Consider the following 15,337-nt stretch of genomic DNA (forward strand, 5'->3'; position numbering starts at 1 on the left):
TATGGGAAACAACCAGTTATTCTTAGAATATACCAATTGCTATATAGGTATCTCAAAGAATATGCTCTTTTCTAATGGAGGGTGATCTGTTATAAGATCAATAAAAGGAGTCGAGGTAGCTGTTTTTCACACTTAGTATTTTGGTTAATAACAATTCTATTTTCTAAAATTTATGAAATAGACAAATGCATTTGACTATTTATAGAACCCCGCTGTTCTTTAAATCATCAACCTGTTGCTCCCAGTATGAATTCTATTGTTGGTTTAGTTAGTTTCTTGAGTGTACGCTCAAAACACATTGTTAAAATTAAAGAAAAAATGTTAAATCTTTAAAAAAAAATACTTTGTTTAATCTTTTTATCAATCTGATACACAGTTTAATAGATGACATCGAAGTGAACCTATCAATTTCACTAGCTTCGGTAATATTTACACATTAGTTTCATGAATACCACTATGTTGAACAAAATTGACTAAAGAGTCATTTTAATCAAATTACTAACTTAAAGATTTATTCTTTTCACTTAATTTTATAATGAAGTATTATTCATTGCATACTAGTTAATAAAATCAATGTCTCTTTTTTCAGAGCCAATACCGTTCAATTTAAAAGATGGGGACGTAGTGTACTATCCTAATTTTTTTAATGCGCAAAAGGCTAATTCTATATATCATCAGCTTTTAACAGAAACGCCTTGGCAACAAGATGATATTACCGTTTACGGTAAAGTATATGCCCAACCCAGACTTACTGCCTTATATGGAGACGATGGTCAACCATATTCCTACTCCAATATTACGATGCATCCGCATCGCTTTACTTCGTTATTAAACATGATTAAGAATAAGGTTGAAGCCATTAGTAATCATACATTTAATACGGTATTGCTTAATTTATATCGTGATGGAAAAGATAGTAATGGCTGGCACGCTGATGATGAAAAGGAACTAGGTAACAATCCAGTAATAGCATCTGTAAGTTTTGGTGAGGAGCGGTTTTTTCATCTTCGTCATAAAACAGAGAAGCACCGAAAACACAAACTTCTTTTAGCGAATGGAAGTTTGTTATTAATGAAAGGAACTACACAGCATTATTGGCAACATCAAATTGCAAAAACAGCTAGACCAATAGGAGCGCGTATTAACCTGACCTTTCGTAAATTGATATAATAATTTAGTTCAGAGTTCAGAGTTCAGAGTTCTGAGTTCTGAGTTTAGAGTTTAGAGTTTAGAGTCTAGAGTTTAGAGTTTAGAGTTTTTAAAATTATTAATTCAGAATGCGGAATAATGAATAAAGAGGGTTTTACGTTGAGCGTTGTAAACATTAATGTTCAATATTAGCGTACAGCATTCTTTATATTATTTCTCTTATATCATTTCATTTAGTTTTTTCTTTGGTTTTGGTTTCTAACTCCTATGTAAACTTTTAGGTCAAGATACTTCCTGTTCATTCTTGATTCCAAAAAAAAAGCACCCGAAAATCGGATGCTTTTCCACTAACCAACCAAAAAATGTAACTGCTACTCCACTTGGTAACCAGCCTCGCTTCGTTGTAAGCAGCTACATAACTTATATATCAAAGCTCGTGCCAAAAATTAAAGCAACGAGTGTGAGCGAATTTCATAATCCATCGATCGCACATTGTACGCCCTAAACATATAAAGCGTCATAAATGCGACTGTCATTATTAAATGACAAATAGCCTCCGAGTAAATTCCTGCATCAACGAGAAACAAACTCAGATAAGCAAGCAACACCACTCCAATTTTTAGTACAAGACGCGTATACAAACCAAGCGCCAGTAATATTCCTAAGGCAAATTCTTCAAAAGGAACCAAGGGCGCTGTGTAATACAGTATTTTAAAATTGAATACTGTTACGTTTTCAAAATAAACATCTACTTTGTTTAAAAAACCATTAAAATCGACGGTTCTTAAAAACGAATGAAATACTAAATAAACACCGGTAAATACCCGTGCTATGGTGAACATATTTATCTTAATTGTACTCATTTTTGGAGGGGTTGATTCAGCTTGACAAAATTACTATGCATGCATAGAAAAGAACTTGTACTTTTTTACAAAAAAGTTGTACCTTTTGAATATCAATTAGTTACGAAAAGGTTTTCGGTGAAATTTTATCTTAACTATTGAAAAACAACGAACTAAACACAATGACCCGTATTAATCTGTATCAAAGTTTTGTGTTGCACCAATATCAATTCGATGTTTGGGAGTTTGAACCACACAATCACAATTTTTTTGAGATCATTTTTATTGAAGAAGGCACTGGTTACCACACCATCAATAATGTGCGATTTAAGTACAAACCAAAAGATATTTTTCTCATAGCACCAGAAGATGTGCACAATTTTGAAATTGAAGATCGAACTACTTTCACCTACTTTAAATTTACTGAAACACTTTTTACTCAAAATAAACAGTTACCTGATAGGGCTTACTGGCTGCATCGAATCGAACATATTTTGCACAACCCCAATTTAATGCCAGGTGATGTTATCAATGATGAAAACGACCGAAAACTCATTTGGCAAATTCACGAGGTGGTATTAAGCGAATATGTTAGTGACGAGCCCTACTCAAAAAACATAATCTCCAATACAATCAGTACTATTTTAAGTCTTATTGCCCGCAATATTGAGCGAAGCTATCGAAAAAACAGAACTAAATACACCAAAAAATCCTCTCGAATAGATGATGTACTTAGTTACATACGTACTAACGTATATGAGCATGAATTGATGAAAACCAATGAAATTGCTAACAGTTTCGGCATGTCTGCTAACAGCATTAACGCGCTTTTTAAAAGAGAAACTGGAGATAGCATTAGACAATACATAGAAAATTATAGAATGCAACTGGTGCAATATAGACTGAGAAATACCGACCAGACGATAGCAGAAATTGCCTACGAGCTTGGTTTTACGGATGAAAGCCACCTAACCAAAGTCTTTAAAAAACACTATCAGATAACACCAAAGGTATTTAAAAAGGCTAATAATGCCCCTGCATAATACTATTTAAATATCTCATTAAGTACCATGGCTAAGCGAATTCCACCCTTAAGTAGCTGTTGCTTGACAGTACCTAGATTTTTGTAGGAATAATCATATCTAAGTTTTTCTCCCACTTTGGCAGATTTATACACTTTATCAGCCAATGCCTGAGATTCATAAGCCCAATCGAGTACGCTTCCTTCTTGTATCGCTTTTCGTTCTTTTTTGGATAGCACATCAATGCTTTCGGCCAGTTCGGTATAGCTCATTCCATAGCTATCGATCATTTTAGAATCCCAAACCTTGTGTAAATTGGTGCCTTGATCAAACCAGCGAACCTGAAAATCGTTGCCACCTTTGTCTTCAGCCTTCCCACAATGTAATGGTTGATGTAAATCACCAATAAAATGGACAAGTAATTTTAGATAAAAAACCTTATCAGTATCTGAACTATTCGGGTCTTGCAACACTGCTTTACATTTCCGGATCGCCATAATAATGTCTCCAGCAGGATTTAAAGGCTGGTCTCCATATTTGGTACCAAAATTAAAATTCACATAATGCCAAGGGCTATATTTTCGGTAGGCATCATCCGACTTTATTTCATCGGCAAAGGTGGAAGCAGACGCCAAATTACCTCCTTTCAACAATCGTTTTACTGCCTTTCTCGCCTTTCTGCTAAGGTGTTTTTGAGCAATATGCCCGGTTGTTCGATGACCTGTACTACCCCAAAAAAACTCATTAGCGGTTGTTTCAGAAGGCATTACAAGCAACAATATTATCACTAAAAATAGGTACGTTCTCACTTCATATGTTTTCCACAAAAATACGTAAGATTAATAACCTCCATCGCAAGAATATTTGGAAAATTCATAAAAAAATACATATCTTTATAATATCAATTTAATATCAATTTAAACTAAATACATATGTCTAACGAGAAAACTACAGTCCCCATGAATGGTTACATTATGTTACTGTTCTTTTTAACTGCTGTCGGGTTGATTATTTATGCGTTGACCAGCACTGGTAATCCTGAGTACGCCCTACTGTTTATTCCTGTATTATTTTTATTACCAGGCTTTGTTTTGGTAAATCCCAATACATCGAAGGTGCTCTTACTTTTTGGCAAGTATAAAGGCACTGTGAAGAAAAATGGTCTTTTTTGGGTAAATCCATTCTATACCAAAAAGAAAATCTCTCTAAGAGCCAGTAATTTTGATAGCGAACGGCTGAAGGTTAATGATAAGTTAGGAAATCCAGTAATGATTAGTACCATTTTGGTATGGCGCGTACTTGACACTTATAAAGCTGCATTTGAAGTAGACAATTATGAGAATTTTGTTCGTGTACAGACCGATGCAGCGGTTCGCAAGCTAGCCAGTATGTATCCGTACGACAATTTTGCCGACGAAGGCCTTGATGAAGACATTACCCTTCGCTCTAGTGTTAATGAAGTTAGCGAAGCACTTGAAAAGGAGCTAGAAGAACGACTGTCAATTGCAGGTATTGAGGTACTAGAAAGCCGGATTGGGTATTTAGCATATGCACAAGAAATAGCGAATGCTATGCTAAAGCGGCAACAAGCTACCGCAATCATTGCGGCACGACATAAAATTGTTGAAGGTGCCGTGAGTATGGTTGAGATGGCATTGGATGAATTAAGTAAAAAAGACATCGTGACGCTCGACGAAGAACGTAAGGCCACTATGGTAAGCAATTTAATGGTAATACTTTGTTCTGATAAAGATGCAACTCCAGTACTAAATACAGGAACACTTACATAAATTACTATTTAATTTTTACTTGAAAGAACAGTTGACGATGAGAGTATTTGTAGAAAAGCAACGTTTTAATCAGTGGTTCATGCACTTAATTGTATGGGGTTCTTTAGCCATTATCGCATACGCAGTATATAAGGTTAATGCTAATGGAGCAGAAAAATTAGGGCAAACAGGGCTTATCATTTTTAATGGTACCATGGTATTATCTGCGGTATTTTTATTTCTCCTTTACGCAATTTCACTTCGTACTCGTATTGACGAAAAGGGCATTTATTATCAAATGTTTCCGCTTCATTTAAAAATGAAACTCATTCGATGGAGCGAACTAAAAGAATGTCATACACGCTCTTACAGTGCTATGGGTGAATATGGAGGCTGGGGATATAAAATATCTTTATCAGGTAGTGGAAAAGCATATAATACCTCTGGAAACCAAGGCATTCAACTTCAATTTATAAGCGGAAAAAAATTACTTATTGGTACGCAGCGACCAACAGAAGCACAGCGTACTATTGATCAATATTTTAAAACACAATCATGATAGCACGAATAACGATATTAATTGTAAGCTTCTTAGTGGGTACTGTTCTTTATGGGCAAAAGAAAGTCGCTGAGGAAATAACACTTAAAAACGGGGATATAACACTTCCTGGCACCTTAACGTACAATGCCTCACTTAATAAAACGCCTCTTGTCATTTTTGTTCCAGGTTCAGGAAATCCAGATCGAGACGGAAACCAATTGGCTTTTAATGTAAAGGCAAATTACATTAAACAACTTGCTGATAGTCTGGCAAATCGTGATATCGCCATTTTTAGATACGATAAACGTCAGGCTACTAAGTCTAACATTCCAATCATGCTTAAAGGAATGAAGTTTAATGCACTTGCTGAAGACGTTAAATCGATATTGAAAAATTTTGAAAATGATAAACGATTCAACAATATAATATTAATAGGTCACAGCCAAGGCTCCCTAGTAAGCATGCTTTCAATTACCAACGCAGTTGATAAGTTTGTCTCCCTTGCAGGTTTGGGCACAACGGTCGAAAATGCAATTGTAAGACAAATAACTCAGCAAAATGAAATGCTTGGAAAAACTGCCGCTGAACATTTTGCAACCTTAAAGCGACAGGATACCATCGAGGCTGTAAATCCAATGTTAATGAGCATATTTGCCCCTCAGAATCAAGCAATTTTAAAAGATTACAATCGATATAACCCTAGTGTATTAATTAAGTCAATCACCATACCAACGATGATTATTAACGGTGATGCTGATATACAAGTTCGCGTTGAAGATGCAGAGCTCCTACATAAAGCCAAACCAGATGCCGAGCTTGTGATCGTTGAACAGATGAACCATGTTTTAAAAACAGTAACCAATCCTGAGGATAACCAAAAGTCCTACTATTCACCTGACTTTCCAATATCAACAAAGTTGATTAATGTATTGGAAAAATTCATTAAAAAATAGCTATGCCCAAAAAGAAAGCATTCGCATTACGGCTTAATGAAGATATGTTCAAGGCTATTGAAAAATGGGCTGCAGATGAGTTTCGGTCAACCAATGGCCAAATTGAATGGATGCTAATGCAATACTTAAAACAGGCTAAAAGAGCGCCAAAAAAAAGAGAAGATCAAGAAGATTAGTACTTTATCATGAGTAGGTTTCACTCCCTATTAAATAGGTGGCAACCTTGCCACTATCAAATCAGATTCTTGCAAATAGACAACTAGCAATTTTAGAGGGTTAATTGCCCATTGGAATTAGGTTTTTCTTAACGTTTAAAAACATACTTTTGCTTGGCTAACTAACCAAAGTATGCGCTATTTTTTAGTTCTGGCAGCAGTATTTTTAAATTTTACCTACAATACTGCTCAAACGGGACTTGCGAAAAAGCAAGTTACCGTAAAGTATATTCAAGATCCTATAACCTTAGATGGTGTTTTAGACGAACCTTCTTGGCAAGAAACCAATGTAGCCAATAATTTTTGGCAATATTTCCCCACCGATACCGTACAAGCAAAGCAGCAGGCTGAAATCAAGTTTTTATACAATGATCGTTTTCTATATGTTGGAATTAAAGTAAAAGCTTCCGGAAAAGAATATGTTGTGCCTTCGCTAAGAAGGGACTTTAGAGCAGGTGGCAGCGATAACATCACCCTCATGTTCGATACTTTTAATGACGGAACCAACGCTTTTTTATTTGGCACGAATCCACTTGGAGTTCGAAGGGAAGCTTTAGTTTCTGGTGGTGGTACCGACCTTAGCGGCTTCACTACTTCCTGGGATACCAAATGGAAAGGCGAAACCAAAATATATGATGGGTATTATATAGCTGAATGGGAAATTCCGTTTTACGCTTTTAAGTTTAAAGAAGGAGAAACCAAATGGCGGTTCAATAGCTACCATTTCGATACTCAGGATAACGAACGAAATACATGGATGCAAATCCCGCAAAACCAGTTCATTTTCAATCTGGCCTATATGGGTGATATGATTTTTGAAAAACCATTGCGCAAGGCAAAGACACCCATTGCAATTATTCCATATATCAACGGCATAACCGGAAAAGACTATTAAAATAACACTAGTTTTGATGATTTTAAAGTTGGCGGTGATGCTCGTTTAACCATTGGAACCGGTCTTAATTTAGATTTGACCTTGAATCCAGATTTTTCACAAGTAGAGGTTGATCAGCAGGTAACTAATTTAAGTCGATTTGAAGTAAGTTTACCCGAAAGAAGACAGTTTTTTATTGAAAATAGCGATCTATTTGGAACTTTCGGGGATGATCGTGATGGGAACCCGTTTTTCTCTAGAAGAATTGGTATCGCATCTGATCTCAACGGAGATGCCACAGAAAATCCTATAGTTGCGGGCGCAAGACTTAGTGGTAAGCTTAATAACAACTTGCGAATTGGTCTTATTAATGTGCAAACCGATGAGAATATCGATGATGAAATTGCCGCAAATAATAATGCCGTAGCGGTGGTACAACATAAGCTATTTAGCCGATCGAACATTAGTGCGTTTTTCATTAACAGACAATCAACCAAAGATTATGATTTTAATAATGATAATGATGACGAATTCAGCAATAATAGCTATAATCGAGTTGCAGGAATTGACTATAACTTAGCGTCAGCTGACAATACATGGATAGGAAAATATTATCTACACAAATCATTTTCACCAAATGTGGATGATAAGGATTTATCATGGGGTATGAGTACCACATACAATAGCCGCAACTGGCTTTTTAGAGCCGATGCCCGGCAGGTAGGGGAAAATTTCAGGTCAGACCTTGGTTTTGTTCGACGTACCGATATTTTTAAAACGGTGACTCGAATAGAGCGATATCTTTGGCCCAAAAAAGGAGTTTTTAACAGACATACGTTAAGTTTTACCAACGTTTTTACCTGGAGACCCGAAGAGAATTTCAAAAACTCTGATTACACAATCTTTGGTCGGTATCAAGCTGATTTTAAATCGCAAGAACGAATTACCGTTAACATTAATCGACGTTATACGTTTTTGTTTAACAGTTTTGATCCTACGAGTACTGATGGCGGTTTAGAACTTCCTGCCGATCGTGCTTATGTGTATCATAGAATTTCATTAGGTTTTCAGTCTGACCAACGTAAAAAATTCTCGTATAATATCAACCCTTCTTATGGCGAGTTTTTTAACGGCACCCGATTTTCTTTTCAAGGTAGGGCTAACTTAAGGCTGCAACCATACTTTACGGCGTCGATGCAGGTTAATTATGACAACATTACCTTGCCAGACCCATTTCCCTCAGCAGATATTTGGTTAGTTGGACCAAGAATCGATGTTACTTTCAACAAGTCTATTTTCTGGGCAACTTTTATACAATACAGTAATCAACGAGATAATTTTAGTATTAATTCAAGGTTACAATGGCGTTTTGCACCGCTTTCTGATCTGTTCCTGGTGTATAACGACAACTATTTTACTGAAACAATAGCTCCTAAAAACAGGTCGATCAATCTAAAACTCACCTATTGGCTCAACATTTAGACTAAGAAATAAAATACGTTGTTCATTTTCATATATTGCAACTTATGAAAGAAGAACAACTGCCATTAATTACAAACGATACCATTGTTTTCGGGCTTTTAATGCTCGCGTTAGGTTTTGTTTTCTACACAGAATCGATTAAAAAAGGGGTTTGGAAGCATTTTTACAAATATGTTCCAGCACTACTTATGTGTTATCTAATTCCATCATTGTTTAGTTCTTTTAACCTGGTTTCTGATAAGCATTCCAATCTTTATTTCATGGCGAGTCGCTATTTACTACCAGCTGCACTTGTATTGATGACTTTAAGCATTGATCTAAAAGCGATTAGTAATTTGGGCGGTAAAGCGCTGATCATGTTTTTTACAGGTACCCTAGGCATCATTATTGGAGGGCCCTTGGCTATATTAATTATTTCAACTTTTTCACCAGAAACTGTTGGTGGTGTGGGTCCTGATGCTGTATGGCGAGGACTCTCAACCCTGGCCGGAAGTTGGATTGGCGGTGGTGCTAATCAGGCTGCCATGCTAGAAATTTTTAAATACAATCCCGATAAATATGGCGGTATGGTTTTAGTTGATATCGTAGTGGGCAACCTATGGACTGCAATCATATTAATAGGCGTAGGAAAATCAAAGAGAATTGATACTTGGTTAAAAGCTGATACCACCGCAATAGAAGAACTAAAGGAAAAAGTATCAAGTTTTACCGCTAAAGTTACTCGTAATCCCAGTTTAACAGATTTGATGATCATGTTAGGAATTGCTTTCACAGCAGTTGGAATTGGACATTTAGGTGCTAACGGAATTTCAGTTTGGCTAACAGAAACATTTGATGCTGTGGCTGATAAATCAAGCGCATTGTCTTCTTTTGGTAGCCAGTTCTTCTGGATGGTGACCATTGTCACAATCATCGGAATAGCACTTTCATTTACCAAAGCGAAAAACTACGAAGGCGCAGGAGCCAGTAAAATAGGATCTATTTTCATTTATATACTAGTAGCTACTATTGGTATGAAAATGGATCTTAGCAAAATATTCGAAAATCCAGGTTTATTGCTAATTGGCTTGGTATGGATGAGTTTCCATGTAGCACTATTAATTCTGGTAGCAAAGCTTATTAAAGCGCCCTACTTTTTCTTAGCAGTTGGTAGTCAAGCCAATGTTGGCGGTGCTGCTTCAGCACCGGTAGTAGCTTCTATTTTTCACCCTTCATTAGCATCAGTTGGTGTTCTTTTAGCTGTATTTGGTTATGTTGTAGGCACCTACGGTGCATTGCTATGTACTTTTCTTATGGAAACTGCATCTAAAGTATAATCTTTTCAAATTTAATCGCATATTTGTGCCTTCAAAATTCGATCTATGTTCAAGAGAAATGTCGCTGTTGCTTTAACCTTTATTCTTTTTATAGCCTGCTCAAATAAAGAAGATAACCTAGTTGTAAACGGTACAGTAAAAAACTTAAAGAAAGGAGTCCTATACCTACAACGTATTCAAGATACTAGCTTGCAAGTAATCGATAGTGTTGTAGTAAAAGGCGATCCTAACTTTACGTTTACAACTCATATTGATGGTGCTGAAATGTTGTACCTATACCTTGACAAAAAAGATGGTAATACTATTAATGACCGTATTCCCTTTTTCGCTCAAGCTGGTGAAATACGAATTGATACACAACTAAAAAGCTTTGACACAAAACACGTGATCAGCGGTTCTGAAATTCAAGATAAATATGAGATTTATAAAGAAATGCTATCACAATTTAATACCAAAGAACTAGGATTAATAAAGGAAGGATTGCAAGCAGAAACTGACAGCAACGCTTCAAAAATTGACTCGGTTAATAAAGCGGCATTTCAAAATGTAAAAAGCAAATACCTTTACGCAGTAAACTTTGCAATGAACAACAAAGACAATGCATTAGCTCCTTATATTGCAATAAGTGATATTCGTGACGCTAATGTCACTTATTTAGATACTATTTATAAGTCCTTAACTAAAGAGATACAAGCTTCTAGATACGGAAAACTATTGAAGAATCACATCGATGAAACTAAAAAAGAAAAATAGGCCTAAAGCTTGTTCACTTTTTCAATTAGTGCATTTCCTTTTGATTCTAATTCTTTATTAACAGATTTTAAAAAAGAGGATCTATTTTCTACTTTACGATCACTTACTTTGGTAATAAGATCGTCAAATGTAGCAATGGCTTCATCAATAATAGCCTCGCTTTTTTTAGTGTCAGCTCCAGGATTGTCTAGTTCCCATTCATATACAGCTTCAATAATATCTCCGAGCACGTAATTAATGTCTTTTTTAAGATCGCGAATGCTTGCCATGTTTTAAATTTTAATTGATGTTAAGATAACGAAAAAATACAGAGTAGATATACCTAATATCAAGATTTGGCGATTTCCTCTACTTTTTTAAGCGCCTTTTTCATATGATTTTTTGCATTCATACTATTAAATCGCATCACGATTTTACCAGACTTATCGATTACAAAGGTTTCACGACCTGGTAACAAACCAAATAGATTTGTCTCGACGCCAAACAATCTTCTAAGCTTTCTATTTTTATCAGCCAATAAGGTAAATGGAAGCTTATGACGTTTTGCAAATTTTTTATGTGAAGCTACGCTATCACCACTTACCCCTACTACTTTAGCGCCTAGTTCTTCAAACAATTGGTATTCATCTCTAAAATCACATGCTTCCTTTGTACATCCCGGAGTATTATCTTTTGGATAGAAATAGATGACTAGAATATTCTTACCAATATAATCTTCACTCTTAAAAATCGTTCCATTCTGATCTATCGACTTAAAATCAGATATATTATCTCCTAGTTGAAGTCCCATTTAATTACCGCTATAGCTTACAAAATTCCTCGGGGTTTCATATAGCGTTATTGCCAAGTCTAAATGCTCAGGAAGTCGTTTTCGAAGTTTGTTCCATATAACAACACATATGTTTTCTGCCGTAGGATTCAAGTCTTTAAACTCTGGCACATCAAGATTTAAGTTTTTATGATCAAAAGCATTTTCAACCTCTTCTTTAATTAAATCTTTAAGAATTTTAACATCGATCACATAACCCGTTTCTTGGTCTATAGGACCAGTTACACTAGCTATAAGATCATAATTATGTCCGTGAAAATTAGGATTGTTACACTTGTCAAAAACCTGCTGGTTTTTTTCGTCGCTCCAGTCCTTTCTGTACAATCTATGGGCAGCATTAAAATGTGCTTTTCTACTAACAGTTACCTTCATTTTTGATATGCTTGAATGTGTGGGTAAAAACGCTCGAAAATAATTTTGAACCAAACGGTATAATTATCCGGGTTCTCTTCAATATCCTTTTGCACCTCGTCAAGTGGCATCCATTTCCAGGAAGCTACCTCATCTTTATTGATGTGCGGATCATCTTCATAATAACCCACCATCACATGGTCATATTCATGCTCGGTTAAACCATTATCAAAAGGGGCCTTATAAATAAAAGATATCGTTTCCTCCAAATTGGTTACGAAACCCATTTCTTCTTGAAGACGACGTTTACCAGCCTCAATATTGGATTCGCCAACTCGCTGATGAGAACAGCAAGTATTAGTCCATAAACCAGGAGAATGGTATTTATGCAATGCACGTTGTTGCAGCATAAGTTCACCTTTGTTATTTAAAATAAACACAGAAAATGCCCTATGCAATACTGCCTTTTCATGAGCTTCCATTTTTGGCATTGTACCTATTTGCTCATCCTTTTCGTTTACCAGAATTACTTGTTCTTCCATTGCGTCCAAAAATAAGATAAGGAATGGACATACAAAGAAAAAAAATCCTAAATGTTTAATAAAAATGAAAAAATATTAAACAAAATTATTTAAAAACGAGTTTCTCCTTTAAGACCAACCACGAAAGCGCCATCAAAACCGTTGTTTCGAAGGCGCCTCATATGGTTTCTAGCTTCAGTAGGAGTTGCAAATATGCCTGAAAAAAACCTGTTAAATCCATCATTGTATTGATGGTTAAACAGGTTTGTTAGTCTGTTGTATTTTGTTGATTGTACACCTTGTCGTAATGCACTTACCTGCACGGTATATACCACTTTCTTGTTATCGGTTGAAAAGTCGTAATTAACGAAGGTTCCCGATAAAGCTGCTGGTTTATTAGATCTTAACAAATCAGGATCGATCACCGTACTCGATTTCACGATGGCACTTCCTGAGGTGTTTCGTACTACTATAAACTCCGAACGTCTGTTTAATTGATGTTGATGTACCGTACAGCGAATTCCATTAGGACAGTTCGTAACCAATTTAGTTTCACCATAACCTTTACCAGTAATTCTATTCGGACTAATTCCCTTATCGACCAAATACGCAACAGTAGCATTGGCACGTCTGTTGGAAAGCGCCATGTTATAAATATCCTTACCACGGCTATCGGTATGGGAGCGCACATCGATAATGACCTGTGGATACTTTTTCATTACCTCAACAATCTTATCCAATTCCAATTTGGCATCATACCGAATTGAGGAGCGGTCAAAATCAAAATAAATTGGTTTTAGTTGTAACACTTTGGCCAGATCATCTCCAATATCTGGTTCGATGTTAACAACCGGTGGTGTTACCGTATTTGTCTCTTCTGGGGTATTTGTGGTTACGGGATTTCCATCAGCATCGACGTCAATAGTAACATTTTTGCTGTCATCAATAGGAGGATCGCCAGGCACACCTACCTTTCTAAGCTGAATGTTAATAAAAAAAGTATCGATTTCACGTGTTCGCAAAAAGGTCTCTTCATTAGGCACATAGCCTGAGTATTCTGCACGAATCGTACTCTCAACTGATCCGTCTTTAAGGTCTTCTTGTGATAGCTTTATTTCATAAATTCCTAGGTCATCGGTCAACGTGTCCTTTTGTCTCTGCAACTCTTCATCAAGAATAGTCACTTTTGCCCCTACAATCTTTTCATTGGTATCGGCATCGGTCACTAGTCCCATCACCAATTGTTCTAACTCCTCAATAGTTTTAGGTCGCAGTTTAAATAAATAAATATCATCACTACCTTTTCCTCCTTTTCTATTCGAAGCAAAATACCCAACTCTACTTTCTTCATCAATGACAAATGTGAAATCGTCAGTTGGGCCATTAATGGGTTTGCCTACGTTGATTACTTCGCCAAAATTATCGTCTTCTAAAACCTTAGAAACAAAAATATCGAGTCCCCCAAGCCCTACATGCCCATCGGATGCGAAATACAAATTGTTCTCAGAACTGATGTATGGAAAGGTTTCCTTTGATTCAGTGTTAATAGAGGGACCCAGATTTACGGGTTCACCATAGGTATCGTCTCCTTTTATTTCAACCATCCAGAGGTCAGATGCACCTAATGTACCCGGCATATCGGAAGCAAAATACAATTTAGTCTCATCAGGACTTAATGCAGGGTGTGCAACGGAATAACTTTTATCATTAAAGGGGAGTTCTTTTGGCTTACTCCAACCTTTCTTGGTTTTTACCGACTTGTAAATTTTTAATCTAGTAGTTCTTGTGCGATCGCGACCCTGTCGTCCTCCACTAAAATCGTTACGGGTGAAGTACATGGTATTACCATCTTTGGTAAACACCGATGTCGATTCGTGGAATTTTGTATTGATTTTACCTTTAAAAGGAACCGACTTGGTAGACAGCGTATCTTGATTATTGACAGTCACATAAAGATCTAGAAAAGCTTCATTGTTCCATTTTGCACGAAATCGGCTATAGGTTCCTGAGTCTCGTGCTGATGAAAACACTAACTCACCGTTAAGAACAGAAGGTGCAAAATCAGATGCATTGGAGTTGTACCGACTATTTTTAATATCGTACAGCAACATATTTGTTTTGATGGAGTCCAGGTAATTTCGAGATGTAGAAAAACGCTTCCCACGTGAGTCCTCTTGTTTCTTGAACATAAACTCATTCATGATCCTATCTGACTCCTTGTAGTTTTCTACTGCTTTTAATGATTGCGCATATCTGAAAAAAACTTCAGTATCAGTGGGCTTTTCTGTTTCGAAGAGTAGTTTATAATATTCACTAGCATTGGCTAAATCTGCCAAATTATAGTATGAATCTGCTAGCTTTCTGTATACTTCTGGACTTTTGCTACCTTGCTTGACTGCCGCTAAGTAATAGGTAATTGCATTTGCATAGGCGTTTTTTTCAAAGCTAGCGTCCCCTCTTTCAATAGCCTTACTCTGAGAAGACACGAAACCTACTGAAAATAAGAAGAGTAGCGTTAATACCCGAAATTTAAAACCCATATTCTACAACTATCAACAACCTGTTTATTAGGGGGCAAATGGTTTGAATAAAAGTACAGTTGCGGGTAGCCCATTTAGAGCATTATGTTTGATTGTTTTTAACAATCTTATTCACATACATGACGTCTTGAACGAAGAAAACGGCTGTTTAAACCTTAGTTTTCATGTTATCAACACAAT

General features: G+C 36.2%; 16 protein-coding genes and 1 pseudogene. 10 read left to right on the top strand and 7 right to left on the bottom strand.

The genetic code is table 11. The features are described from left to right. Positions 1-573 precede the first annotated feature (573 nt). Positions 574-1,170, top strand: coding sequence for an alpha-ketoglutarate-dependent dioxygenase AlkB family protein (locus ABN763_RS10215; protein WP_410485362.1), 597 nt, complete (start codon positions 574-576; stop codon positions 1,168-1,170). A gap of 425 nt (positions 1,171-1,595) precedes the next feature. Here ABN763_RS10215 and ABN763_RS10220 read toward each other — a convergent pair whose 3' ends face one another. Beyond that, positions 1,596-2,012, bottom strand: a complete 417-nt coding sequence (locus ABN763_RS10220; RefSeq protein ID WP_410485363.1) for a hypothetical protein — start codon at positions 2,010-2,012, stop codon at positions 1,596-1,598. 161 nt (positions 2,013-2,173) lie between these two features. On the opposite strand from ABN763_RS10220, the gene ABN763_RS10225 reads away from it, so the two are divergent. Continuing rightward, positions 2,174-3,034, top strand: coding sequence for an AraC family transcriptional regulator (locus ABN763_RS10225; RefSeq protein WP_410485364.1), 861 nt, complete (start codon positions 2,174-2,176; stop codon positions 3,032-3,034). A gap of 2 nt (positions 3,035-3,036) precedes the next feature. Here ABN763_RS10225 and ABN763_RS10230 read toward each other — a convergent pair whose 3' ends face one another. Continuing rightward, positions 3,037-3,822 (bottom strand): S1/P1 nuclease, encoded by a 786-nt coding sequence (locus tag ABN763_RS10230; protein WP_410485365.1) that lies wholly within the window; start codon positions 3,820-3,822, stop codon positions 3,037-3,039. 123 nt (positions 3,823-3,945) lie between these two features. Here ABN763_RS10230 and ABN763_RS10235 point away from each other — a divergent pair, with 123 nt between their 5' ends. From ABN763_RS10235 to ABN763_RS10270, 8 genes and pseudogenes are all read left to right on the top strand, one after another. Next, on the top strand, positions 3,946-4,803 hold the full coding sequence (locus ABN763_RS10235; protein WP_410485366.1) for an SPFH domain-containing protein: 858 nt from the start codon (positions 3,946-3,948) through the stop codon (positions 4,801-4,803). A gap of 37 nt (positions 4,804-4,840) precedes the next feature. After that, positions 4,841-5,341: a DUF6141 family protein gene (locus ABN763_RS10240; protein ID WP_410485367.1), complete on the top strand. Its 501-nt coding sequence runs from the start codon at positions 4,841-4,843 to the stop codon at positions 5,339-5,341. Then, positions 5,338-6,276, top strand: coding sequence for an alpha/beta hydrolase family protein (locus ABN763_RS10245; RefSeq protein ID WP_410485368.1), 939 nt, complete (start codon positions 5,338-5,340; stop codon positions 6,274-6,276). Before ABN763_RS10240 ends, ABN763_RS10245 begins: the two co-directional genes overlap by 4 nt. Before the next feature lie 2 nt (positions 6,277-6,278). Beyond that, positions 6,279-6,452 carry an Arc family DNA binding domain-containing protein gene (locus tag ABN763_RS10250; RefSeq protein WP_410485369.1) on the top strand — a complete coding sequence of 58 codons (174 nt, stop codon included), beginning with the start codon at positions 6,279-6,281 and terminating at the stop codon, positions 6,450-6,452. A gap of 172 nt (positions 6,453-6,624) precedes the next feature. Then, positions 6,625-7,386, top strand: a complete 762-nt coding sequence (locus ABN763_RS10255) for a carbohydrate binding family 9 domain-containing protein (protein ID WP_410485370.1) — start codon at positions 6,625-6,627, stop codon at positions 7,384-7,386. A gap of 27 nt (positions 7,387-7,413) precedes the next feature. Beyond that, a pseudogene (locus tag ABN763_RS10260) lies at positions 7,414-8,847 on the top strand (DUF5916 domain-containing protein); the annotation flags it as partial. Positions 8,848-8,891: 44 nt separating this feature from the next. Beyond that, complete coding sequence (locus ABN763_RS10265) at positions 8,892-10,163, top strand: DUF819 domain-containing protein (protein WP_410485371.1); 1,272 nt, start codon at positions 8,892-8,894, stop codon at positions 10,161-10,163. 45 nt (positions 10,164-10,208) lie between these two features. Next, entirely contained in the window at positions 10,209-10,916 is a 708-nt protein-coding gene (locus ABN763_RS10270; RefSeq protein ID WP_410485372.1) for a DUF4369 domain-containing protein, read from the top strand. A gap of 2 nt (positions 10,917-10,918) precedes the next feature. On the opposite strand, the gene ABN763_RS10275 is transcribed toward ABN763_RS10270, so the two are convergent. The 5 genes from ABN763_RS10275 to ABN763_RS10295 all read right to left on the bottom strand — a co-directional run bounded on the left by ABN763_RS10275 (position 10,919) and on the right by ABN763_RS10295 (position 15,157). Next, the gene (locus ABN763_RS10275) at positions 10,919-11,185 is read right to left on the bottom strand and encodes a hypothetical protein (RefSeq protein ID WP_410485373.1); all 267 of its coding nucleotides are present in this window, start codon (positions 11,183-11,185) and stop codon (positions 10,919-10,921) included. 59 nt (positions 11,186-11,244) lie between these two features. Continuing rightward, positions 11,245-11,706: a peroxiredoxin gene (locus ABN763_RS10280; RefSeq protein ID WP_410485374.1), complete on the bottom strand. Its 462-nt coding sequence runs from the start codon at positions 11,704-11,706 to the stop codon at positions 11,245-11,247. Next, complete coding sequence (locus ABN763_RS10285) at positions 11,707-12,117, bottom strand: 6-pyruvoyl trahydropterin synthase family protein (protein WP_410485375.1); 411 nt, start codon at positions 12,115-12,117, stop codon at positions 11,707-11,709. It lies immediately after the preceding gene. Continuing rightward, positions 12,114-12,638, bottom strand: a complete 525-nt coding sequence (gene idi / locus ABN763_RS10290) for an isopentenyl-diphosphate Delta-isomerase (RefSeq protein WP_410485376.1) — start codon at positions 12,636-12,638, stop codon at positions 12,114-12,116. Before idi ends, ABN763_RS10285 begins: the two co-directional genes overlap by 4 nt. An 89-nt stretch (positions 12,639-12,727) precedes the next feature. Continuing rightward, positions 12,728-15,157, bottom strand: coding sequence for an OmpA family protein (locus ABN763_RS10295; RefSeq protein WP_410485377.1), 2,430 nt, complete (start codon positions 15,155-15,157; stop codon positions 12,728-12,730). Positions 15,158-15,337 lie beyond the last annotated feature (180 nt).

The organism is Spongiivirga sp. MCCC 1A20706, assembly GCF_046524175.1.
GTDB lineage: Bacteria > Bacteroidota > Bacteroidia > Flavobacteriales > Flavobacteriaceae > Spongiivirga.